The sequence below is a fragment of the Aliikangiella coralliicola genome (assembly GCF_007004725.1).
GTDB classification, from domain to species: Bacteria; Pseudomonadota; Gammaproteobacteria; order Enterobacterales; family Kangiellaceae; genus Aliikangiella; species Aliikangiella coralliicola.
The window spans coordinates 468082-492825 of sequence record NZ_ML660162.1 but is presented as its reverse complement, the minus strand read 5'-3'; the positions used below and the strand labels follow the sequence as shown (position 1 = coordinate 492825).

At 40.8% G+C, this 24744-nt stretch carries 21 protein-coding genes and 1 pseudogene; 13 read left to right on the top strand and 9 right to left on the bottom strand.

Features of this window, described 5'->3' with window-relative positions; all coding sequences use genetic code 11:
* Nucleotides 1-118: 118 nt before the first annotated feature.
* A pseudogene (locus tag FLL46_RS08225) lies at nucleotides 119-940 on the bottom strand (NAD-dependent protein deacetylase); the annotation flags it as partial.
* Nucleotides 941-1191: 251 nt separating this feature from the next.
* Here FLL46_RS08225 and tssB point away from each other — a divergent pair.
* From tssB to FLL46_RS08165, 12 genes are all read left to right on the top strand, one after another.
* Nucleotides 1192-1704: a type VI secretion system contractile sheath small subunit gene (tssB, locus tag FLL46_RS08220; protein WP_142893009.1), complete on the top strand. Its 513-nt coding sequence runs from the start codon at nucleotides 1192-1194 to the stop codon at nucleotides 1702-1704.
* Between the two features lie 20 nt (nucleotides 1705-1724).
* A complete protein-coding gene (gene tssC, locus FLL46_RS08215; RefSeq protein ID WP_142893008.1) occupies nucleotides 1725-3623 on the top strand; it encodes a type VI secretion system contractile sheath large subunit in 1899 nt (632 codons plus the stop codon).
* A 76-nt stretch (nucleotides 3624-3699) separates the two neighbouring features.
* Entirely contained in the window at nucleotides 3700-4281 is a 582-nt protein-coding gene (locus FLL46_RS08210; RefSeq protein WP_142893007.1) for a hypothetical protein, read from the top strand.
* An 81-nt stretch (nucleotides 4282-4362) separates the two neighbouring features.
* On the top strand, nucleotides 4363-5703 hold the full coding sequence (gene tssK, locus FLL46_RS08205) for a type VI secretion system baseplate subunit TssK (RefSeq protein WP_142893006.1): 1341 nt from the start codon (nucleotides 4363-4365) through the stop codon (nucleotides 5701-5703).
* A complete protein-coding gene (locus FLL46_RS08200; RefSeq protein ID WP_142893005.1) occupies nucleotides 5678-6067 on the top strand; it encodes a hypothetical protein in 390 nt (129 codons plus the stop codon). The genes tssK and FLL46_RS08200 overlap by 26 nt, the downstream gene beginning before the upstream one ends.
* A 17-nt stretch (nucleotides 6068-6084) precedes the next feature.
* The gene (locus tag FLL46_RS08195; RefSeq protein ID WP_142893004.1) at nucleotides 6085-7809 is read left to right on the top strand and encodes a type VI secretion system baseplate subunit TssF; all 1725 of its coding nucleotides are present in this window, start codon (nucleotides 6085-6087) and stop codon (nucleotides 7807-7809) included.
* Nucleotides 7799-8560, top strand: a complete 762-nt coding sequence (locus FLL46_RS08190) for a DotU family type IV/VI secretion system protein (protein ID WP_142893003.1) — start codon at nucleotides 7799-7801, stop codon at nucleotides 8558-8560. Before FLL46_RS08195 ends, FLL46_RS08190 begins: the two co-directional genes overlap by 11 nt.
* Entirely contained in the window at nucleotides 8557-9480 is a 924-nt protein-coding gene (locus FLL46_RS08185; protein WP_142893002.1) for a type VI secretion system baseplate subunit TssG, read from the top strand. Before FLL46_RS08190 ends, FLL46_RS08185 begins: the two co-directional genes overlap by 4 nt.
* Nucleotides 9462-10670 carry a type VI secretion system protein IglI family protein gene (locus tag FLL46_RS08180; RefSeq protein ID WP_142893001.1) on the top strand — a complete coding sequence of 403 codons (1209 nt, stop codon included), beginning with the start codon at nucleotides 9462-9464 and terminating at the stop codon, nucleotides 10668-10670. Before FLL46_RS08185 ends, FLL46_RS08180 begins: the two co-directional genes overlap by 19 nt.
* The gene (locus tag FLL46_RS08175) at nucleotides 10663-12372 is read left to right on the top strand and encodes a hypothetical protein (RefSeq protein ID WP_142893000.1); all 1710 of its coding nucleotides are present in this window, start codon (nucleotides 10663-10665) and stop codon (nucleotides 12370-12372) included. Before FLL46_RS08180 ends, FLL46_RS08175 begins: the two co-directional genes overlap by 8 nt.
* Nucleotides 12373-12393: 21 nt before the next feature.
* A complete protein-coding gene (locus FLL46_RS08170; RefSeq protein ID WP_142892999.1) occupies nucleotides 12394-12777 on the top strand; it encodes a DUF4280 domain-containing protein in 384 nt (127 codons plus the stop codon).
* A gap of 2 nt (nucleotides 12778-12779) precedes the next feature.
* Nucleotides 12780-13643, top strand: a complete 864-nt coding sequence (locus FLL46_RS08165) for a hypothetical protein (RefSeq protein ID WP_142892998.1) — start codon at nucleotides 12780-12782, stop codon at nucleotides 13641-13643.
* 82 nt (nucleotides 13644-13725) lie between these two features.
* Here the strand turns inward: FLL46_RS08165 and FLL46_RS08160 are convergent, their stop codons facing one another.
* The 4 genes from FLL46_RS08160 to FLL46_RS08145 form a co-directional block, all read right to left on the bottom strand.
* Entirely contained in the window at nucleotides 13726-15483 is a 1758-nt protein-coding gene (locus FLL46_RS08160; RefSeq protein WP_142892997.1) for a phospholipase D-like domain-containing protein, read from the bottom strand.
* Between the two features lie 103 nt (nucleotides 15484-15586).
* Nucleotides 15587-16672: a hypothetical protein gene (locus tag FLL46_RS08155; protein WP_142892996.1), complete on the bottom strand. Its 1086-nt coding sequence runs from the start codon at nucleotides 16670-16672 to the stop codon at nucleotides 15587-15589.
* Nucleotides 16673-16739: 67 nt separating this feature from the next.
* Nucleotides 16740-17627, bottom strand: coding sequence for a hypothetical protein (locus FLL46_RS08150; RefSeq protein ID WP_142892995.1), 888 nt, complete (start codon nucleotides 17625-17627; stop codon nucleotides 16740-16742).
* Nucleotides 17628-17774: 147 nt separating this feature from the next.
* Nucleotides 17775-18764, bottom strand: coding sequence for a response regulator transcription factor (locus FLL46_RS08145; protein WP_142892994.1), 990 nt, complete (start codon nucleotides 18762-18764; stop codon nucleotides 17775-17777).
* A gap of 323 nt (nucleotides 18765-19087) precedes the next feature.
* Here FLL46_RS08145 and FLL46_RS08140 point away from each other — a divergent pair, with 323 nt between their 5' ends.
* Nucleotides 19088-19546 carry a GNAT family N-acetyltransferase gene (locus FLL46_RS08140; RefSeq protein WP_142892993.1) on the top strand — a complete coding sequence of 153 codons (459 nt, stop codon included), beginning with the start codon at nucleotides 19088-19090 and terminating at the stop codon, nucleotides 19544-19546.
* Between the two features lie 82 nt (nucleotides 19547-19628).
* On the opposite strand, the gene FLL46_RS08135 is transcribed toward FLL46_RS08140, so the two are convergent.
* From FLL46_RS08135 to FLL46_RS08120, 4 genes are all read right to left on the bottom strand, one after another.
* Nucleotides 19629-20051 carry a hypothetical protein gene (locus tag FLL46_RS08135; RefSeq protein ID WP_142892992.1) on the bottom strand — a complete coding sequence of 141 codons (423 nt, stop codon included), beginning with the start codon at nucleotides 20049-20051 and terminating at the stop codon, nucleotides 19629-19631.
* A 31-nt stretch (nucleotides 20052-20082) separates the two neighbouring features.
* On the bottom strand, nucleotides 20083-22995 hold the full coding sequence (locus tag FLL46_RS08130; protein WP_142892991.1) for a protein kinase domain-containing protein: 2913 nt from the start codon (nucleotides 22993-22995) through the stop codon (nucleotides 20083-20085).
* Between the two features lie 9 nt (nucleotides 22996-23004).
* Nucleotides 23005-23595: a sigma-70 family RNA polymerase sigma factor gene (locus FLL46_RS08125; RefSeq protein WP_142892990.1), complete on the bottom strand. Its 591-nt coding sequence runs from the start codon at nucleotides 23593-23595 to the stop codon at nucleotides 23005-23007.
* 348 nt (nucleotides 23596-23943) lie between these two features.
* Nucleotides 23944-24723 (bottom strand): isochorismatase family protein, encoded by a 780-nt coding sequence (locus FLL46_RS08120; RefSeq protein ID WP_142892989.1) that lies wholly within the window; start codon nucleotides 24721-24723, stop codon nucleotides 23944-23946.
* Nucleotides 24724-24744: the final 21 nt, after the last annotated feature.

Below are 24744 nucleotides of genomic sequence, written 5' to 3'. Positions count from 1 at the left end.
TCATTGGAAGGTATTAACTCCGATGTTGGGTTTTGCAACCCAACCTACAAAAAATTTGAGCAAGCCTCGTAGTCTAAAATAGGAGTCAGTGGTTGTAACTACCACTATGAAATTTCTCCTATTGAGAAATCAAAGTTCTGGACAAATCAGCTAAAACTTTCGCACAGTCCGCGTCAATTTTTAACGTTAGAATATCGTCGGCTCGGGTTTTTCCCTGGTTAATCACAATAATTGGTTTTCCCATTTTTGCTGCCAATTTACAAAATCGAAAACCAGAATAAACCATTAGTGATGAACCAACTACTAATAAAGCTTTGGCTGATTCCAATGCTTTCGAGGCTTGAGTCACTTTCATTTTGGGAACCGTTCCGCCGAAAAACACAACATCAGGCTTTAGCACACCGCCGCAAAATAAACATTCCGGTGGAACTAAATCGTTGAAATAATTTTCGGAGACTTGCGCATCTCCATCAGGAGCAGGTACTACAGTTATTTCTTTTAGTATTGGATTGTTATCAAGCAAACGGTTTTGTATTTGCTCTCTCGATTCACCTTTACCGCATGTAAGGCAAATTGCCTGATCAATTCGCCCATGGAGATCGACGACTTGCTTATGCCCTGCTTTTTGGTGAAGTCGGTCAACATTTTGAGTGACCAAAGATGAAATAAAACTATGGGCTTCTAATTCCGCTAGCGAATGATGGGCGAGATTAGGTTTTGCGTTGAATACTGTTTTCCAACCCAACGCACTTCTCGCCCAATACCGTTTTCTATGGTTTAAACTGCCAATAAATTCATGGTGTTGTATAGGGTTGTTGCTTTGCCACTGTCCATTATGATCGCGGTATGTGGGAATTCCAGAGGCAACACTAATTCCTGCGCCGCTGAGTACGAAAAGGTTTGCGTTTTGATGAACCAGGTCGACCAGTTGTTGCATTTTTTTAACCTTCGCTTTTTTGCCTTATTGTAGTCGCTCACTTCGAATCAGGAAACTTCATGTAATTACTTGTAATTTTCTTCCAGGCGCGAATTCTCTATCTTAAACCTTATTGATGATTTTATCTTTGTATTTGAATTGAGCCATCGCCGATATTGTATTCTCGACTGCGCAGGCTTCTTAAATTTCCAAATCAAAGTAACGAAGTTAAATCAATAGTATTTTATTACACACCACAATGATAGGAACTTACGATGTCTATTCAAGATATATTACCAAAATCTCGGTTGACACTTCGTTACCGAACGGAAATCAGCGGTCAGCCTGAAGATATTGAATTACCGCTACGAATTTTAATGGTTGGTGACTTCTCAGGAAAATCTACCAAAAAGCCAGCATTTCAAGACCGTGATATTTTGCAGTTTGACGGGAAAAATACTAACGCGATTCTGGAAAAAATGAAAGTTAAGGTCGCAGTTCAGGATAGTGAAGAAAATATTCACAAAATTCCCATTGAAAATGTTGACTCCTTTTTACCGAGTAGCGTGTGTGATTCGATAAAAAAAATGAACGACATGATCGAGTCAAAAAAAATGCTTAATCATCTGTTGTCCAGTCTAAACAACAGTACCAAATTTCGGAACGCGATCAAAAGCCTGGTTGAAAATAAGCAATCAATGGATGATTTGAAAGAGTTGATGGCACCCAGTTACCAGGAAAAAGCGACCCTGCCTGAAATGTTAACCAAACAGCCCGAAAACGCGTAATTAATTTGTTGGAGAATATCATGTCTACAGAAAATGAAGCCATTAGCGACTCACCAATCGCAACATTGGGCAACAGTCTAAATTATACTTCTGAAACTTTAGAATCACTATTTGATAAGAAAAATAAACATCAGAAAGTCGAAGGACTCAGTGCCAATTTATTCGATATTATCGACGTTGTTAAGGAGCAGGAAGATAGTAATGACCCTTCGCAACTAGACGCTGCCTTGCAAAGTTTGAAAGAAAATAGCGCCACTGTCCAAGAGTCACTTAAAGAAATGCAGGACGATGCGCTGAAAAAAATATCGAGTACTGTTGAACAACAGGTTAAGTCGCTTAATAAGTTAGCAGATAATGCGGCGGCAAAAATAAAAGCTGCAATAGAGGACGATAACGAAGATAAATCGAAAACTCTGGGCCAGGCGCAAACCGCTTTTTCTCGTGTGGTTAAAGAAGTTAATACTTTATCAACTATCGAAAGACAGCTGACTGAAAACTTAACCTCAAACAAAGATCTGCTTCTGGATGAAAGTGAACAGGCCGCAGACTTTTTCCTCAATAGTATTGCGACTGCGTTGTTTAACGACATCTTACCTTCTGATGATTCTGACGGTATGGCGATGGCCTCAATCCGACAAAAAGTTACTGACCTCTCGGCTGATATTGATGAAAAGCTTTTCCAGGATCTTAACGCCATTATCCATGATAAAGAATTTAAAACATTGGAGGAAAACTGGTTAGGACTTCAGGGATTGATCGAAAGTACGGATTGGTCTGCCAACATCATGATCGACGTGCTCGATTGTAATAAAGAGGAGTTACGCGAAGACTTCAAAAATAACTCTGTCGATTTAACTAATAGTGACTTTTTCAAAAAGGTGTATGTTGCGGAATATGATCAATATGGTGGTAATCCCTACGGCGCCATCATTGGTTTGTTTGAATTTGAAAACAATGAGCCTGACAGACGTTGGTTAGCAACCATGGGAAAAATTTCAGCTGCCAGCCATGCGCCTTTTATCAGTTCAGTTGGACCGGAGTTTTTTGGCTGTAAGAATATTCAAGAGCTTGCGGAAATCAAAGATCTCGATGCGCACATGAGTCATCCTCGATTCGAAAAGTGGCAACAATTTCGTGATTCTGAAGAGGCGCCCTATATTGGCTTAACCTTGCCAAAGTTCTTATTAAGAGCGCCTTATCATTCAGAAAATAACCCTGCAGGGATTGGTATCGATTACAACGAAAAAATCGATGATGAGGAAGGGTTTAAAGACTTTCTCTGGTGCAATGCGGCTTTTCTGGTGGCTAAAAATATGATCAGTTCATTCGCTGAGTCTGGCTGGTGTCAGTATTTAAGAGGGCCGAAAGGAGGCGGGCTAGTCGAACACTTGCCGCGTTACGCTTTTAACTTGAACGGGCAACATGAACTTAAGTCGCCCATTGAAATGACAATTCCAGACTATCGTGAATTACAATTTTCCAATGCAGGTTTTATCCCCTTAATCTATCGAAAAGGAACCGCTGATGCCTGCTTCTTTAGTTGCCAGTCAATCAAAAAACCGAAGAAGTTTAAAGATCCTCACGATTCGGAGAATTCACAATTAGTGACTAACTTGTCCTATACCTTTTCGATCACTCGAATTGCGCACTACATCAAATGCATTATGAGAGATAACATCGGTAGTGCTGCGACGGTAGAAACAATTAACAACACCATTCAAACCTGGCTATCTCAATATGTCACCACAGTGGTTAATCCAGATGACAGAACTTTACGCCATTACCCTTTTAAAGCCGCTAAAGCATTTACGACTGAGCGAGAAGGGATGGTCGGTTGGTATAACAGTGAAATTACCGTACTTCCTCATCTTCAATTTGAAGGAATGGACGTTGAACTAAAAATGGACGTTCGTATTTAATTAGCGAAACTCATTTTAAAAGGGGGGAGTTTTCTCCCTCCAGAGATCAAATTTTTATTATCAGGAGTCAATTATCATGGCTGAATCATCATTTAACTGCAGCGTTGACCAAGGGTTCAACTTTCAAAAAGACGCGCAATGTCTTGTTGGGCATATTAACTCGCTAAAAATTGGCGATAAGGAATTTGCAAAAGACATTGAAGTAATGGACCCAACTAAAATCAACGACGAAGCCAATAAGGTTAAAGTCGTGGGTGTTGCGTCGGGAATATTCTGGGAAGGCGGTTTTGCTAATTCGGTGAGTTTCACTTGCCAGTTTTCTACCACGAATAAACAAGATGCCGCCCTGTTACAACATACCAATCTGAGTAACACCAACGTCGAATGTAGCTTCACGATTTATGATTATGATCCGGTTAAAAAAGCTTTTTATAAAGCTTTCCACACCAATGAAACTGATTTAAAAGGCCTGGTTCAAAAAAGCGGTGGTGAACTCGAGTTGCGAATTGATATGGACCAGTCGACGGAAGTCACCTCCCCTAAAAATTACGCATTCTATTTAAGTGTTATGCCCCAGGAAGAAGAGCAAGATATTCACCTGGCCGTTTCAGTCGACTCCAAATTTGTGAAAAAATGGGGGGTTGCTGTGGGAGCCTGATGTGGCTGGTTAACACATGAATTCGAATTGAGAAGCGTCTGATAAGGCTTTTTCTATCAACAGCAAGGCAGGCAGCGAGTAATGACTATGACACAAGAAGCACTAGCGCCGGTAAAATGGGAAATGGGGCAACCGTTGTTGCCGCAACATTTGCTAGCTCAGGAAGAATCTTTGTTGGGCGATGCCTCTCTTCGTTTTCAGTTAAAAGGGTTACCTTCCTATGGAATATGTCGACTGAATTGGGATGCTGCTGTACTAACCCAGGGATGTTTACAAGTGACTGCACTACGATTGTTAATTCAGGGATATAACAGGGTAGTGGATTACCCCAGCAACGCAAAAATTGTGAGCTCGCCGTTGGAGCTGGAGAAGCAACACCTACCACACGTTTTTTGTTATGTTTTTGAAGAGTCTGCGTCCACACAGCTCAGGGTAGATAATTATTTGCCTGGCTCAGTGAAAAAAATCAATCGAAGAATGCTTAAAATTGTTTTGTCCTGCCAACAGAGTCTGCCGCAAGATTATGAAGTGCTGCTTAAAACACATGTGCTCATTTACCAGGGATCCTTGGGAATTTTTGAGCAAAATAATCAAGGCCTCTGGCGACTTTCAGATATAGTGATACCGCCTCTGGTTCAGATCGGCGCATCACCTTATCTGCAAAAACCACTGAAGCAGACGAAAACGTTAATCAGGCGGTTTCGAGCGAGTTTAACGCAAAAATATAGCCCTCAAAATCTACCCAGAGCCCATTTGCATGATGTTAAGTTGTGTATGAACAGCCTGCAAACAACGTTGCGCTTAATTGAAAATCTGGAGTTCTGGGATGTTGCTCAAGGAGAGCTACAAATCCATCCCTACTTTGTTTATGAGTCGCTACAAAAATTATTGAGTGACATTTCTCTTTTCAGAGGTGAGTGGCCAGAAAGAGAACCGCTGGTTTACCAGCACAATCAATTACATGTGATATTTAAACACTTATTCCAACAATTATTGCCGCGTCTTAAATTAGATAAGACCAATGCGCAAACCATTGAGTTGATTCTGGAAAATGGCATTTATTCTTGCACCTTGCCGAACGATTGTGTTGAGAAAGACAGTCTTTATTTAATCGTCACAAGTAGCGGGAAAGAACAACTAAACAGCGATGATTTACCAAAAGTCAGTAGTAAACTCCGCCTCCAGACGCTGAATGATTACTCGCTACGTGGAATAGAATTAGCTGCCGTTAATCAACCGACTCTGGGTTATGAGTTTGGTGCTCATTTCCAGTGTTTTAAGTTGGGTAATGGTAGCGAAAGAGAGTTTATTCATCGGGAAAAATCAGTTGGCTTTTTTGCACAATCTGCGCTTAAACCATTTGATTTCTATCTACATAAAAAATCGAGCCGTTCCAATGACCACGCTCCTATGTCGAATTGAACTCAACAAACAGGAAGGTGTTTTGATCACGGTGGATAATGAAGCTGACTCGATTGTGCACACGATTGTTCTTAATGATAAATCGATAACTACCACCAGTAAAGGCAGTTCACAAACATCGACCATGATACAAACGCCAGATTCTATTTCGTTGTCGTGTAAAGATTTTAAGTTAGAGGCGGACAATATTAGTTGCCACGCCAATCAAAAAACTAGCCATACCAGCGGCGGCGATTTTGCCATCTCTAGCGATGCCAACTTCGATGCGTCAGCAGTAAATGATGCGAGTTTAGGCGCAAATAATGTCAATGTATCAGGAACAACACTGATCAAAGCTGAGGGAGGCATGATTAAACTGCAATAGGTTTATCAAGAATAATTATGGAAATGAGCGCCTTACTAAAACAAGCCTATAAGGAAGAGATTAACTTTATTAAAGAGTTTCACTCCCAATATACTCGCCAATTTAGTGAATCTCGATTGGAAGAAGATAATCCCAATGTAAAGCAGATGATTGATTCCATGGCATTATTTATGGCGCGAAGTCGGTTGTGTGGCAAGCGGCAGATTAAGCAACTCCACCACCGAGTTTTTCATCAGCTGCTTCCTTATTTATTATCCCCTGTCCCAGCCAAAGGTCTGATTAAACTGGGGGTCGATAAATTAATTGAGCCGACCCAGATTAATGCTGGTACTATTTTAGTCCTTTCTTCCTCAGATGATGTTCAAGCCAAATTCCGTACTTTATATGATATGCCGGTTCAACCCCTCAGCCTACAAAGAGTAGGAAAAACCGCTTATCAAAAAAATCGGTCAGAATTAATGATCCGAGTGCTAGCGCTAACTGCTTCGCCAGGAAAGTTGGATAGGCTCAATATTTTTGTTCATGGTCAGGGGAATTATGTTTTATCGCTAACATTGCTTCATCTTTTCAAAAAATATACCACAAAAATCTCCGCCAACTTTGATGCCGGTAAGCAGATCGATTGTGCTTATTCATTAGGAGCGCCGGATGGTTTAGATAGTGAAAATAGCGCACAGGAAAAATGGAATGTTCACCCGCTCGAACAAGAGAGGAGTTTCTTTCACTTGCCACAACAAACGTGTTATTTGAATCTTAAGCTCGATGATGCGCCGACTCAGTGGCGCTATTGTGATATTTCAATATCACTATGCTGCGACTGGCCTGAGGAAATTCAGTTAGCCTCGGAACTATTTCATCTATTTGTCATTCCTGTTGAAAATAAAATAATGGACCAGGCTCAACCCATTCAATGTGATGGAACGCAAAGCCAGTACCCAATACTATCGCCTGTTGTCGACCCGGAATTGTCTCTTTGTAGTGTCGATGGTGTTTATCAAGTTAATACAGGTGAACGCATTCCAATTCGGCCGGGAATTGTGAAAGATGGCCTTAACAGTTACCAGCTATATCCACCAGAAAGTGCGAATGACAATGGTGACAATACTGCACCGGCTATAGAGCTGAATTTACCTCAAGCCTTTCATCAACCGCAGAAAGTTGTTGTTGATGGTTTCTGGCATCACCCGAATTTCAGTCAGGTCATCGGCGATAAAATTAATGTGCGGCCTAATGATCTGGATATCGCTGGACTAACCTGGAGCCTACTCAGCAGCGGTAGCGGTCAATTAGTTTCTTATATACCAGCCCCAGAGTGCTTGCCGGAAAAGTATCTTGAACTATCTGCGCTGAAGAACAAAGCGATTTTAAGCTTTAACGAAATGGCGATAATTCTCGATAGTTTTACTTCCATCTGGTCAGGAGAGTATGGCGCACTTCGTGAGAAGTTAAAGGATCTCAGAGTGATATCCAATCAAGTGGATAGTGAACAACCTTGTTTGGTTTATGTGGTTGTGTTTTTTCCGATGGATTTTCAATTAATGCTATTAGCAGATTCGTTTTTGATCCATCTGCAAACAATACTGGATAACTGGATTGGTGACATTTCCATCAGAGTTAAGGCCGAGTTTACTGACGTCAATGGCAAGGGAGCCATTTCTCCAACCGAAGCGAATAATCAGCTAGCTAATTTTAGTATACATGAAGACCCAAACAGGCTAACCAGGGGGGATAATGTATTCTGAAGCGTGGGACATTATCTACTGCTTTATTGAGCGACGAACAAGGGCGCTCGATCATTTAATGCCAGTTGATAGCGAAGCAAATATCGGTCTCGAACCACAATCGGCAGCGATCGCTGTGTCAGAAGTTACGGTAGTTACCGAGAGCGAACAGCCGTTAAAGAAACCTGTCAATTTAGCGCTCGAGACCAATCAGGAACTTTTGGCTGCGTTAAAAGAATGTCATGGAAAGTTAGTGAATCTGATTAGCGAGAATGAAGCCAGGTCAATCGTGGTTGCCTTGATTATTCAAAGTGACGAAATCGTGCTAAAAAATCCTTCGCTGGATAGTCGAGAACGTTGGTTCAAATTACAACAACAACTTTTAAAAGTTTCTGACGGCGGCAACCAGTTTTTTCGTTATCTAGAACGATTAATGGCGTCACCTGCGAAAAATAAATTTTCGTTGCAAGTTTTCTATTTATGTTTAAAACAGGGATTTGCTGGTGAATATATTGATAGAAAAGTAGAGCTGGAGAAAATAATATTTCGGCTAGCTGAGTTAATTGAATCCACCTTACATTACACACCTGTTGATAAGATAGTCAACACTTCATCAGCAGTGAGTGATGAAAGTCAATTTGATAATAGACGTGAAGACCGGTTTATTGATTTTTCCAGGCATACACCGATTACTTATCTGAAAACAAATAAAGACAAAGTCGGCAAAGGTCTAAGCATTACAGAATATTTACGTCGGAGAATTGGCGTATGAGCACTCTTCAACTTCGGACCGACAAAGATTTATGCAGCGAAATAAACTCTCGTTTAGCGAGCTTTGATTTATTGGCGCTTTTAAGGTTGTTAAAGTTGGAAGGTTATTCAATGAATGATATTTGGTTTTCCAGCCATGATAGTCTTGCGTCGCAAGATCGACTAATTGAAAAGGTATCGTTGAACAACGAGCGGGTTTTCATTAGCATCAACCTCGGATTGCTTGGTGTGCATAGTCCACTACCGAGCGCCTTATACCGTCAGCTCGATGTTGCATCCATGCAACAAAAAAGTTTGTCATTATTCCTCGGTTTTTTTGACCACTTACTGATTACGAACTACCTGGGGAACCTCTATCCACAAATTAACACTGAGCTGTTCAGGGATTGGCAAAGTACCAATCAAAATTACCTGGTATTACAAAATATGCGGTCTAAATCGACTTTATTCTGGCTGTTTCAGATGGTGTTTCCCGAGTTTAAAATAAAAGTAGGGTGTTCTAGTTTTCCTACCTCTGTGACCGCTGAAGCCATCTACCTTGGAACGCTTATCTTAGGTGACGATTCAACTTTTGGTGGACAGAAAATAAATGAACTTGCCGCCCGGCACATTCATTTAAGGTTGATGCATGATGATTATCAACCAAATTTAAATTGGGCAGAAGAGGCTCTGCGGCGAGTTGAAGAGTTAGTGTTTCCCTTGCTGGATGGTCTGGAGCTCTGCTTAAAAATTACCATGGCATTGGGTACACATAACCACAGTTTGCATTTAAGACCTGCGAGTAGCCTGGGTTATGAAACTTTACAAACAACGGCAAAACAGGCGCATACTCTTTGCTTGCATCAAGGTGCTGTCAGATTGCCTAAAGTTAAGTCAATGCCGGATGTTATCTGGGGAGTACCATGTCGCATTCAGGTTTAGTTTGTTTACAAGGTCTAGTAGAGAGAGACCCAGGTATCGCGGAGGAATATGTCGAACAGGCTTTCCTGTCTATGGGCAGTCAATGGCAAGTTGGTAATTATGATTTGATTATTGAGCGTGCCGAAGCGCTTTTTTCGCAGAAGGTGTTTGATATTCGAATTGTGACCTATTATCTGTATAGCTGTTGGGTGGTTTCTCCAAGGGCTCAATTACATCAGATATTGAATTCGCTTAATACGTTACTTGAGCAAGACTGCGATGTATGGTTGCCACTGAATATTACTAGCCGCAACTGTGAGTCGAAAGGCACTAGTGATATTTTATTGCAGTGTCTAAAGTTATTGTTAAAAAAAGTCGAACAAAGAATTGGCCAACATAGCAATGAACAAGAGGCGTTTAAAAGCTCCTGTGGCTTGATTGTAGCTGAGATGAATAAATTGGCAGCGCATCTTTCGAACCACTTTCAGTTGAGCGAACTCGTTTATAAAATTCATGAAATAAGAAAGAACCATTTTGATGAGTTGATTGAATATGATCCGGAAAGTCAATCCGCAGAAAATGAATCTCAAGAACTCAATTGCGAAGAACATTTAATCGAGTCTGACAGTAAAAACGAAAGTACAGAAAAAGGCACAGCACAGAATTGTATTACTCGTGAGCTAAACCAAAATCATGCCGCTAGTCAGCTAGAGTGCCATTCTCGACTTGAATTGTATTGCTCACATCCGCTAAAAAAATTAATCAGAAAAATTGAATTATTTGATGAGCTGATTAGCCAGAAAGATTTATTTAAGGCTTCAATTGTAAACGATGATATTCAACAAGAAATTGACAATTTTAATCCACTTCATTATTTGCCATCGATATTCAAACGTTTCGCAGAATTGAGGGTTGTCAATGAACCGTTACTTAGCCAACATTTAGCAGTTCGAGATACCTCTTATGGTCAAGCATTAAGAGAATATTATGCCGTTGATATGGAGGGTTTTTTTAATCTTGAATTGGAAGAGGTCAATAATTCTAGCGCTAGTGAAAATAACCAGGATAACTGTCACCCTTTTTCTCCAGCGAGTGGCTCGAAACTTCATTATGTCACTGAGTCAGATGGTAACTTGAATCACTATCAAGGTAATCATGGGCAACATGATTTTGAATATGCGCCTGAGGCAGTGGAGTTTGATAATGAATAAATTCGATCCACTAAAGCAATTGAAGGAGCAATCTAGCGTCGATAGTCTAGCCTTCGAACTAACGCTTAAAATTAACGGAGCTAGTCATAAAATTCCTGGAGCGAATGTCAAACAGTGCCAGCTAAGTTTAGTCAGTTATGGTTTTTCTGGGAGTGTCGGATTCTGGCTACCTGTGGAGCAAAATAAAGATCAGCTAATCGATAACTTTGCGACGGAAGATTTGATTGAAATCGATTTATCTATTACGCCGGTGTTCAACCTGCCCGAACCTCCACCTGAACCGTTAGTTGTGAAGGGTTTAGTCACAGATAAATCGGTGATTGAACTCAATTATCTTACCTTGTCTGAGCGTCCGATTCTTTATCGATATTATCGGGTAACTTTCGCTGATCCTGCGGCTGTCTTATGGCGACAACATTTTCCCTGCGAACTTTATGTCGACCAGACAATGGCTTCTGTTATCAAAGCGCAAATCCCGGAATTGATCAAACTTGATCTCGAACTAACGAGTTTAAATGAAGCGAAACCAATTATTTGCCTGGGACTAGGCAAAAGGGGAGACGTTAATGTAGGCAGTAATAATATTCAAAAAAAAATCGATAAAAATATAACCGCCGCGAGAAGTACAAGTTTTTATGATTTTTTAATTGAATATCTGCAAAATAATAATGGTGTTTTGAGCTACGATTATGCGCAGCAAAAATACTTGCTTAGTGATGATAAACCAGAGCTAACCGAAACGAAAATATTCTTACCTCACGAAATTTTCAGCCTGTCGAGTTTTTGGCCGGAAACCGCGCGCAATAATACCCAGTTATTAAATGCTTTAGCAGATAATCCTCAGCAAGAATTAATTGAGCAAACTCAAGCGGTCTCAGGCGTGCGACAGGACAAACTATTTCGTTGTCCGATAACCAGTGAGTTTAGCGCCAAAAAACAAATAGAGACAGATCAATTGGTTAGTCATGGTGAGTGTGTATCGGTGAAATTTTCACAGTGGCCACTGCAGTCATTTTACCCCAATATTGGATTTAAAGTTAACAATGAGGTTTGGGGAACAACCGCCCTTTACGCTAACAAAGACTATCGTGTTTATCAGATCAATATCAATATTGAGGCGGTCGCGCAAAATCACGAAGAGGATATTGATACCGAATTTACTCAGTATCAATTAAATTATGATGTATTAGCAGAGCAATCGGCCAGTCTGAAGAAACGCTTTCCCGACTATTACTCAACTCGCTTCCCGTTGTTGGTTGAAGGGAAGATAGTTAGCACTATCGGCGAGGAAGGAAAAGACAAGACCTATGATATTGTTGAGAATAAAGATTCTGGTCAATATGAATACCAGGTCTACATTCCACTCTGGGACAAAAATATAAAAATTTTGTTTGAGCCAGACTTTTTAAATTCTCATTTTTACTTTCCTTTTTATCGAGATAACAAAGTGTTAGTTGCTTTCGATTGCTATCAGGCATCCATAGTAAAAGTATTGAGTTGGGGAGACAGGGTAAGGCTCCCTGTGGCTACCCAGGGGAATCACATTCTTTTTGGAAAAAACGATCAAGATGAAACCTCGTTAAGACATATTTACGAAGCGAGCAAACCAGTGTTGGACATTAAACGTAAAAAAGAAAAAGACACTGAATTGGTTCGTCTCGAAGAAGGTAGCATCATTTTGCAAACTTGCGAAGAAAAATGATCCAATTAAGGAGAAACTATCATGCCAAAATGTGTTTGTAGCGGTGCGCTAATGCAATGCTCTTTCGGTGTCGCGCCGGCAGCCTTGAATGTGCTGCCGGTAAAGCGAGTTGACGAGACGACTCCTGGTGCAAATATTCTCGATTATATTCCAATTACCAACATACCGACTTTCGGAATGTGCAGTGCACCGACCAATCCGGCGGTAATTGCTGCAACTTCCGCCGCGTTAGGTGTACCAACGCCAGCGCCTTGTGTTCCGGCGACGGCAACACCCTGGGCGCCGGGGAATCCGACAGTATTATTAAGTGGTGCTCCGATACTGACCGATAATAGCAAGTTGGCGTGTAGTTACGCCGGCGTCATCAGTATCAACCAGCCAGGCCAAATGATAGTGGAAGCGTAGCGATGAATAAGACAATACAACTTATAGCACTTACGATTTTTTTTAGCGCACTTACCTTTCTGGTTTTACGCATAATTTTAAGTTTTGATAAAGCGCTTGCCGTTAATTATCTAAATGTGGCGATTATTTTTCTGGCTGTGGTATTGGTTATTTTATTAGTGGTTGTGCTGGTCCACTTTCTGTATGGAAAATGGCAGTCTTATAAAAAGCAAAATCGACGTTTATTCATTATTGGCGACGAGGACTGTGATCCTGAACAAATGATCAATTTGTTATTTGTAGAGGGGGGGAATTTACAAGCCCAACAACTCCCGGATCGTGAAAAGTTAGAAGCACACATCATCCCCGACTTTCTTATTACTGATCAGTCGCCAAAAGCAAAACTCCAGCTGTTGCAGCTTAAAGGTTCCTGGTTTGCGTTAAAACCGAAAATCCTGATTGTTGTTAAAGTACAACAACTCATGCAAATGGAAACTGAACAAATTAGAAAATATGTCTTCGACCTCAATCAAGTTGCCAAACAACTTTCGTTCTGGAAGAGAAAGTCTGCTATTTCGGTCTACGTTCGTCAAACAGATTCGATTAAAGGATACGCCAATTTTATTCAATGTAATTCAGCGCTCAGTGACTTTTCAATGCTGCACTTTGAAATTCAAGATACGCTTAATAGTCAAATTGACCGTCTAAGACCAGGATTACTAAAAGCCATCACTCGTTTTACTGTCGAGCGCTTTATCAGTTTACTCGACTTTTATCATTATTTTGATGTTCGATTATCCCAAGTGAATACTTTTCTAGAGACCTTTGCACAGCTGCAAAGTAATCAGCCGGTAAATGTGTTTATTGCTAATGCTGAAGTGACATGAAAACCTGAGTCAGTCGACAATCTTTATATCTGCGATGGAAAAATCGAATAAGAGCGATTTATCAATCTTTTCAAATTATTAATCAGATTTGATTTCCCACGGCCCAGGAGCCCCAGGCTGCCATTGAAAGCCGGCTCACTTGAAAATCTGCCAAAGTTAATGGAACAATATGAACGCGGGTTCGGTTGATGCTTCCAAGCCTTCGCTCAATATTTCTCAAATTCGTTTTTGCTTTACTACGCCATGCAGTAACGTCAGCATCAAAATTCACTTGACCCATTCCCCAGTGAGTAAATAGTTTTTTCCGAATGCTTTTGACTTGTGATGGTGTGTTGATCATCAAACTCATTTCAGCGTCAAATTGCATACTACGATAAGTCCAGTTGCTTGTGCCAATAAATGCGACTTTATCATCGATGAGCATTATCTTTGAGTGTACGTAAGGTGACTCTGCATTTCGATCGGGGAGTAAGGGCGAGTAAAAACTGGCTGATGTCGAATCTATGTTCGTAATCTTGCTTAGATAAACAGAGCCGTTTCCGCTGGTACCGGTGCCACGCCATTTAATAAAACGATTCATATACTGACTAGCTGGACGAAATGGAAGTAGTGGATGAGTTTTGTTGTGGTAAAGCGAATCATTTCCGTTGGCAAGCGCAGTTGCCGTGCGAGTTACCGCGTCGCGATTGTTGCCGGCCCGTGTGTCTGTCCCTTGATCACCATTAATAAATCTTTCGGTTGTAATATCAACAGAACGATCAGAGGTAAAGTATCCCTGGTACAAGAGTTCGGCAGAATTAAGCTCGTTGGCGCGAATGATCCATTCACCTCGAATTCGCCCGGGATAGCGAAATGATTTCATCCCGGCTAATGCGAATGCTTTGAATGCAAAACCCATTACATAAGCATAACCACTATAGTCACCTAACATGGTTTGCTGAGGATGTGGTACAACACAAATAACTTCAACGCCTCTAGCAGTTGCGGCAATCAAAGCGTCAATAATTGCCGGATCAGTAAGCGCCTGGTTTTCAAGATAAACGTACCTTTTGGCCTGGTTAATCGCGGCGACCACTTCCGTTCTGATATGCCGCTCAGCCCGCCTCCAACGCATATCCGTTGTTAATACCTTAACGTCTATTCGCTGTCTCGCAGCGGGCATATCAGTTTCATCATCACCCCGTTGTGCTGGCAAATTATTCGCTCTCAGGCCGTCACAAAAATTATCAATCACTTCAGCTGCTTTTCCTTTAAACTCTATTGCAGCATCGTGCCAGTTATTCGTCCGGTCATGGATTTTATTGGATTTATAACATTCTCCCAGGTTTAGTCCGCCTAACATAACTTGAGGACCATTTGCTCTTTCAAATACTGCGATTTTAAGATGCAGGCTAGTGGCGGGGTGAAGAATGTAGCCTCGGTAATTATGTCTTTTCAATTCAAATACGCCTTCTCTCTCCGTTCTTCGAGAAGCACGAATGGTTGCAACTTGTTGACTGAATCGTCTTGCGGGAAACCAGCATTCTGTTTTCCAGGCATTCCATAAAATTACGTAAATATTAACGCCTTCGTAGCAGGCTGCCTGTAATGCATCAATTAGTCGACGAGATGTTCGCATGACTGTCACGCCGTTATGCTGTACTGTAACTTTCGGTAGCGTTAAATGTGGATCTGCTTTCCAGTAGGCGAGTTTAATTGAAATGGAATCGGCATCGTCGTCAGCTTCAAAATTATCTTTGCTCTCTAATTCTGAGCGCAGTATATTTTCATGAAGTCGAGCAAAGAAATCTTCGCCATCGAGTAAAAAGTCAATTGATTTAACTTGAGTTGTCACACGCATCAGTTACCCCCATTTATTCTAACGAATTGAGGCGTCTGATTCAGTTTACAAAGTTAAACTCAGAAGTCACATTACAGATAATTACAGCTACCAAATTGACAAGTTAGTCATCAAGGTAATGCTCTCCTGCTAGCCTGTCTGCGCGTTCTTTTTGATTGATCCACTGAGTCATTTGTTGATGAATACGGTCAAGGCGAAGTGCGATGGCGCCATAACGGAATTGATCGAGTTTACGAGCAAGAGCCGAAATTTTTTTAATTAGATTGGCCTGTGAGCGGAATTTACCCCAGTTTAACCAGGAGCCAACGAGCTCCATGGTTGGAAAACGATAGAGCTTTAACAATGGGTCCATTTCCGCTGCACAAACCAAGGCTGTTTGCATCAATTGTTGCGGAACTTCTTTCACTTTCACATAGACTCGCGCCGAATCTTCATCGTAGCCATAGCCGGTTTTGCGGGTCCGAAAATAACCAACGACACTGTTGGTGACATCATATAGACCAAATACTTCAACTAGCCATGGAGCCGAGCCGCCCCAGGTGTAATCGAAGTCAGTGATAAGGAAACCATCAACTTTCAATTTATAGAGATAGTCAGCCCAGCCTTGTGGATCTGTGTACAACCATGATGCTTTATCAATCAGGCATCGGTAACTTTTTGAAGGTGACACGGTTTTGAATTGACTGTAGGTCATTTTTAAAAGATTAATAGTGAGCGGAACAGAACAACAGGAAGTGAGAACTTTCAGTTGGGTTTTGTTAAGCGATTTCTTTTTGTGAAGTAGCTCAACACTGCTGCAGCAAGTTTGCAAATCCTTAATCACCTTGGGAACATCATTTTCATCAAAACTGACCATGGTTATATGACTGCAAGGTGTGCAAAGAAAAGGATAGACAATTTCTTTACTGGCGCCGAATACTAAAACCTCATCCAGGTAACTGAGTTCCATATATTCTCTGATAGTTAGCAGCATTTCATATCGGCTCAAATCCATTAAAGGAGGTCGTTTAAGTGCCGGGTGGGATTCTGCATGTGCACGTCGAGGTCGTTCGATCAGGTCTAATAAGCGTGACCTCGGTGCTACGCCGCCAGTAGTTTGCCCCACGCCAGAAAAAGGGGTAAATTCTTGTCGCGGTGTTGAGTCTGGCACAATGACTATCTGGCCATTGACGATAGTTGTTCTAGGCATGTGGACTCCTGAGTTTATTCAGTAACAACACTCGGAAATTATCAGGCTCAAAAATAATTATGTTTGCTCACAAACTTGAGAACTGGGTTGTTGTTGCTTCTTCCAGTCGATTTGCCCCGGCGCGCTCGAAATTGGCATCTTCAAGAAAAGCCGGCAATGCCCAATTGATAGTTGTGCCTGAGTGAGAACCGGCTACCAGAACTTCCATTGTTCCCTGATGCATATCGTTAAAAGCATCGATCGCTCGCCGACAATCAGCGCAACATGGAAATGCGACACCGATATAAATACAGCTTTCAATCGGCTGCAAGTAACCACACCATAACATGTCGAGAATTCTCATTTCCGCGTGTAGCATTTTTTTAGAAGCGCGATAGACTTTTGCGTAACGGCTCTCATCTTCTTCATCAACTGGTGGAGGCATTAATTCGTTGGTTGTGCCTCGTCCAACGCATGACGATGCGCTTTTATAACAGTCTTTAACACGACGATCTCTTCTAAAGTCTTCTGCTGTTGCGACAATGCCAGGAATAAACTTTCTATACTCCGATGAGTATTTCACAATATTAGCCTTTGCCGTTTCTCCACCCTGGCTGTTATCGGTGGCTGTCGCGGTCCATTGAGTCTTCAGATGATTGGTTGGATTGTTGCTGGTCATTGCTAGTAAACCTTCGCCATCGGTCGATTGAACAAAAGCGGCGGCAACACAATATCGTTGTTTGGTTAACTTTACGTAAACCGCAATACTGTCGAGAATACATTGATTTCTCAACCAGTCTCCTTCGGCGAGCAGAGTCGAACCACGCCATCGAACAGGTTGTGTTGCAGGCAGTAAAGATGGAGGAACAGAAGTTGGAAGCGGATAACTTTCCGCCGGATAAAGTGGTTGCATACAACTCCAACAGATATTGTTTTTATCCGGGTTAGCAAAACCACAATCGCTGCAAAGTTTCATTATCAATAGTCCAGTGATAATTGGAATGTATTTTTAAATTCACAGATTAGTTTATTCATTGGGCGGTTAAAGGCAATTACACCGAATTACACGGGAATTTTCATTTACTGAAAGTCGAATGTGAACCAAAAAGGCATTCGCCATCCTCTAATTTCCGCCAATTACCTTTGAATATCCAGGTGAGCACTCAGTAGAGTCATAGTCACTAATCTGATACGCGCTTTCTAATCTTCCTGCTCGAATGATTCGACAGATCTTCCCGGCAAACCGAATGCTCCCCGTTCGTCGTTCAAGCACCTCGACAGGGTTATCCTGCGTACTCATTTTTTTGTTAATTTGCTGACGAGCTCTGAAAATGTGAATATTAAGATGACAATAATCAAGGCGTAGCATATTTTGTAGATCAGAGATTTCAACCCATCCCTGACTACTCTCTTCAAATCCCTGTTGATAGTCCTGTAGTCTTTGCCGAGCTAGAATTAGCAAAAGATAGTGATGTACTCGTTCACCAAAATCAAAGTTCTCACCCGAATGTTCTACGCTTAAGAAAGTATGCTCTTCATCGGCGCTGACATTAAATTCAAAGCAGGTATTGTCTAAGTTCGACTGGTGGGCACTGTCATTTCGATTTTTGGTATTACGTCGACTGAGTGCATCATGTGACTGAGTAACGTCGTAAATTTGAGATGTCTCATGAGGCCTTTTTATTGGTGTGTTTTTTTCCTTAATGTGAACCGGTTGATCTTTTAGAGAAGGGGTTAAAGCATTCTGATTGGATAGGACCGTTCTTATTGACTTTAACATCACGGCTTGAGGGCTTTTTTTGGATATAACCGATGTAATACCGGCGTTTAAAAACATTTTACTTTGACGTTTATCGTTTACCGAAGATAAAACGATGATAGGGGTATTAAGAGCTGAGACTGAGTTGTGGTTAATATGATTGAGAATATTTAAACTCAGATCGTTAACCCCGATAAAAACAATATCAAATTCTGTTTTGTCTGATTGGATTTGCTTTAATCCCTCTTCTAAACCAGTTTCCATCGCATAGGTATGCAAAGAAAAAGTGCTTTGTAACATCGATTTAAAACCTAAGCTATATGCAGGTTGTTCCTCGATCATCAGAATATTCATGTTTTCGGGTCCTTTTGTTCCATGTAATTTAAACTGTGGATGATGACAACATCCAAATAGTTATTTTCTTGTTGTGTTTTTCCATTGATGGCAGTATTCCAACAAATGCGCTTAGGGCATAATTATTTTGCTGCTCGAAAATTTGTCACCGTTAATAGTCATTACGCAAAAGGACCGGGAAAGAGCTCAAAAAATGTTGTCTATTTTATTGAGAAGGCAGTAAGCTTTTGAAATTAATCAGTTTTTATCTGCTGGAACGAAGTTAAGAATTTTTACCTCAATGTTGCCCGATTAAAAAGTCGATTGAAAAGTTAGTTTATAAAATGAAACTAGAAATTAGAGAGTACGATAAAGAGTTAACCAGCGAGCTGATGGATTTGTTATTAACTGCGGATCCTGATAAAGATAAAGTTATTGCTTACTTTACTGGTTCAACAGTATTGGTGGCGCAAGAAGAAAATGCAATTGTTGGCATTGCAATCCTTTCTAGAAACCTGGATAAGGAATTTGAACTTAAAAATATTGCTGTTTTGAAAGACTACCAGGGAAAAGGGATTGCGAAGCTACTCATTGCTGCAATACAAAAGTTGGCAAAAGAAAAAGGAGCGAAAACTTTAGATGTGGGAACCGGTAATTCTAGCTTAGCTCAATTAGCGCTTTATCAAAAATGTGGTTTTAGATTGCATTCTATTGAACATGACTTTTTCAGTTCTTATCCAGAGCCGATTTATGAAAATGGTATTCGGTGCCTTGATATGGTGCGGCTTCGTATCGAGTTGTGATCTTGTTTTGTTAATACCTGGCAGTGGCGTTGGGTTTTGCAACCCAACCTACCATATTTTGCTAACTCAAAGAAAGAAGAGATCAGGTTGGCTTCACTTTTATATCCATTTCGGGTGGGTATAAAGTATCTTCTCCACCTGGCAGATTCGCCCAATGAACACTAAGTCTGATGTCGATATCTTTACAGCGCAGTTCTTCAATAAGGTTTACCTCAAGAATAGCAAAGCAGTTGTCTTCCAGTTCCAGTTTACCGTCAAGACCTAACGGGCATCGTCCGTAAGTGTCTCGTGTATCAAATATGTGCTGCAAAGGATACTCCACTTTTAATGTAACCCAAACGGTATCATCGGGAACTTTGGCTGCTTTATAAAACATAATCGCGAAAAGATCGCCATCCTGAACTTCAAGATCTTTATCGGGTTTGATGATAATACCGTCCTCAGCACCTGAATGATGTTTGCCAAAAATATAAACATTTTTCATCGGCGTATTTGCTTCTATCATTGTTTTCTCCTTTTCACATTTAACTGGTCATTTAGTATTTAGCCATCAGTTGTTTAAATGAATCTGTTTGTTTTAATTTTTTCAGATCCGGCGAATTGAGAATATATTTTTTAGGAAAGCCTTTTGCCAAAGCCTTATCGATCCAGCTAATAGAATTTTCTGAATCATGTAGCAGCTCGTAAATTACAGCAACCTGGAAATACCGATTCACTGTTAAAGAGGGTGATTCTTTTACCACTGATAAATGTTTTTTCGCCAAAGTCGATTCTTCAATCCATGCGTAATAAGAAGCGAGGTTTGCGTTTATTTCAATATCCCTGGGGAGTGTCTGGAGGTTTTTTTGTGCAAGAAGGATTGCCTTTTTAAATGTTTCAACAACTAGCTTTCGGCTTTTGCCCGAATGATGATAAGCACCGGCGAGGTTTCCCCAAAGCTTATAGTCATTATCGTTGAGCAATGTCGCGTTGGCATAAGCCTGCGCCGCTTGTTGATAGTTTTCCTCATAAAAATAAAGTGTCGCTAGATTTTTATAAAGTGCATAGTCCTTTCGAATAGAAAGTGACTTTTGAAAGTTATCAATGGTTTTGTCCAGCTGACCTAGATACCAGTAAGCTGTCCCCAGATTACTGTAGCCCCATGCGTTGTCCGGCACTAAACTAATGACTTGATTAAATTGAGTTACCGCTTCCTGGTAACGCCCCTGCCGCAGATAAAATGCACCGATATCATTATATCCATCCCAATAGGTCGGGTTTTCATTGATTGCTTTCAATAAGTTTTCTTCCGCTAGCTCTAGTTCACCGGTTTTTTCATAGACATTTGCCATTCCGTTATATATCTGCGCATTATGGCTATTGTATTGCAATGCCAACTGGTAGGAGGCAAGTGCTGTACCGTGTCGTCCCAGGGCAAAATGAAGTTTTCCGAGGGTCAGGTAGGCGCTTAGGTGTTCAGGATTTTCTAACAGGATTTTTTCGTAGAACTCTTCAGCTTTATTTGCCAGTTCGACATCTTTATTTTCCAGGTATAGTTGCCATAAACTATCGGCGAGTTTTGCTTTCGCATCAAGAAATTTCGGATCGTGTTCGAGAGCAACTTCTAATAACTGGATAGCCTCGTTGATATTATTTTTTTTATCTGGATGCAATAACAGGCCTGACGCTTTGGTATAAGCTTCAAAGGCTTGGGGATTTGATGTGCCGATACTGGTAAGTTTTTGTACTAGTTTTGGAGAGTTCGTCAGGTCAAGTAGTTGTAACAAATTAGCGTTAATAGCGGCGTGTAGGCTAGCGATATTGGTAGTGCTTTGTTCGATTTCAATTTTTTTTAGCGAGGCCAGTGTAGCAGAGTCGATAAGATTCAATTGAATGGAGTTTTTTTCATTTTGTGATGACAAGTTGACATCAATGATCAAGTTTACGCCAAAAGTTTTGTTCGCTTGTTCTAATTTGGTTAACTGATAATCTTGAACTTTTTGATGAGGTACAACCCAGATGTCTTGATAGTTGTTGCCAAGCGATAGCAGCGTTTGCGTTAATTGCTCTATCAGTCCCGTTTGAAAGTCATTTAAATTAGTCTGTAAGGCAAAGACTGCAATACGTTTTTGGGCAGGTAACTCAATTTCTGTGTTTTCAGCTATGTTGCTATTTGGGATGATGGTATAGGGTTGTAAATAGTAAGCTCCTACCATGATCATGATTATCGCTGATAGCCCCGCCACTCGTAACTTTTGTATTTTTCGCAAGAATAGTATTTTTTCTAAGATCCCTGGGTACTTTGAAAGAGTGTTTTTTTGTATTTTTGTTTGTATATCATTAAGCGCTATCCGCAGCTCCTCGGCAGATTGATAACGGTCACCCGGATTTTTTTGTAGGCATCGATGGACTATTTTTTTTATTTCTAACGGGACTTCCAATACCGAAAGGTCTGGCTCGTCATTTAACAAAGCAAACATTAGCGATTGTTCGTTAGTACCGGTAAATGGTCTTTGGCCTGACAGTAACTCAAAGAATAGGATACCGAGAGACCAAATATCGCTTCTAGCGTCTAGCGCTTCGCCTTTGATGTGCTCGGGGCTCATATAACCCAGCGTGCCAATCTTAATACCCGTTTGAGTGAGTTTTTCATCGCGAATTTTGGCTAATCCAAAATCCAGAATTTTGACAGTATGGCTGTCTGACTGCATCGGTTTGTTTGTATCGAGTTTGACCGCAGGATCTTTAGTGCTTGATGAAAATAGCTCGCTTTCTTTAAGCGTTTGCTCATTTAGAAGAATAATATTCGCTGGTTTAATGTCTCGATGAACGATATCTTTTTTATGAGCGGCGGCAAGACCTAGCGCAACCTGACACATGATATCCAGTGATTGCTGAATGGAGAGCTTACCATCATATAACTTTGTTTCAATCGTATCTCCCTGGTAGTAAGCCATGGAAATAAACGGGTGGCCTTGCGGTGTTTCTTCAACACTGTAGATAGTCCCCACGTTAGTGTGATCAATACTGGACGCCGTGATTGCCTCTCGCCGAAATCGTTTTGTTGCTTGAAGATCGTTATTTAAAGAAGGAGGAAGAAATTTTAATGCGACGACGCGATTAAGGCGATTATCTCTGGCTTGATAAATCACACCCATCCCGCCATCGCCTAGTTTGGAAAGTATCGAATAATGATTGATTTGTTTGCCAATAATATTATAAGGATCTGGATTTAAATCTTCGACATTATCATCATCTTCATGAAGTTCTGTACCTAGAATGCCTTTTGCTAAATCGCTAAAAAATCCGGCTGACTTTTGGTAAGAAGAAAGTAAAGTGTTAACTTCAGTAATTAATTCTGAATTTCCTTTGCATTGCTCTTCAACAAAGGTGTGTTGCTGTGATTTTGATAATTGACAAGCTTGATAAAATATATCTTTAACCAGTTCATGGTGTGCTTTTTCAATCATAGGCCAGAGTTAGCACTCCATTTCTCGTAATAACCATGCTTGCGCGATAGTCCAATCCCGTTTAACAGTTGCTTTTGAGATCCCCAAAGCCGCTGAGGTTTCTCCTAAGCTCATACCAGCGAAAACTCGACACTCAACAATCTGACTTTCTCGCTTACTGATTTGTGCGAGTTTTCTTAATGCTTTATCCAGAGATAAGAGATCTTCAATATGCTTTTCTTCAATATGCAATTCATTAATCACTTCGTCGATTGCAATGTGTTGATCTTCGCCACCTCTTTTCAAGGCCGATCTTTGCCTGGCATGATCGATCAAAATGTGGCGCATTGCTTTGGCGGCGGCAGTGAGAAAATGTGAACGACACTGCCAGTCGACTTTATTATTTTCAACCAGCTTTAAATAGGTTTCATTAATTAACGCTGAAGTATTCAGTGTGTGCTGATTATACCAATTGTATCTTTGTTGTTTTGCTCGCTGGCGCAAATCGCTATAAACAATCGGAAACAGTTGCTCATAGGCTTGCTTGTTTCCCTGGCTTAATTCAACCAGTAATTTGGTTACGGAGTTTTCGGGTTGATGATTACGTTTTCTATTAATCATTTTTAATTGCCGCCAATGATAAACAGGCCTTGGTGAACAAGGAATGAGCCAATATTATTTAGATCATCTACAGCGCTTGATCACATAATCTATACTTATACTAACTGAAATTTTTAACAAAAACAGGTTTATATATTCAAAGACATAAGATAAATCTCATGGTGAAATATTTGATTTGGTTTCTGGAAAGATTATCGTTTTTAGAGAGGTGAGAAGCGATCTGTATTAATCATTTTGGGGGTAAGAATTGGCAGGCAATATGTCAGAGTGTCTGGAGAACTCAGCTCGGGTGGCTCGTTAATTTAACGAGCCACCCGAACATCTCTATGCTTAATACTCCTGTTTCCTCTATTTCCAGCCTTTGTCCGGATCCATTTTGAAAAGAAATTCCAGAAAGATTCGTGTGGTTTCACCTTCAGTTTTTGTACGAGCATGATCCCGTTGTAGTTCAGCGAGCACGACATTCCAGGTTAACGGCGTCACTCCTGCTTTGAGCATTCGCTTCATTCCATTTTCATGTGAAAGTTGCGTAATACTACCAACGGTATCTTCCGGCACGTAGACTTCATACCCGGCGTTAGAAGCTTCTATTGCAGGGTAAGCTAAACAAACATCTGTCCACAGGCCACCCATAATCAACTTTTTTCTACCTAAGCCATTCACTGCATCGACGAACTCTTTTTCTTCCCAGGCATTCACATTGGTTCTGTCGATTATGATGGCGTTTGGTGCTAACTCTGTTAATTCTTTCAAAAAAGGTTGGGAACCTTTTAAGCCAACACCGACATGAGAAAATATAATCGGAATGTTAAAGTGGACCGCTGATTTGATAAGTCCTTTGGTATTATTGATCAGATCTTTATGATCAATGTTTTTCACACCCATTAAAATATGTGGCTGATAATCAATTAGAATCAGGGCAGAGTTAGAAGGGGAAATAAAAGGATCTTCCTTTGCATCTCTAATTGGGGTGCCTTGATAACCTTTGGGATAGGTCGCGACGCCGTTAATGGTTTTGATGTTGACAGAATCAGTCGTTTGATGACTGGAAGCACTGGCATTTAGCGAGCCAAGTACAACTAATATTACCGTTGTGAAACGAGTGATTTTTTTTAAGAAGTTTTTCATTGGAATTCCTGTTTAATTGGG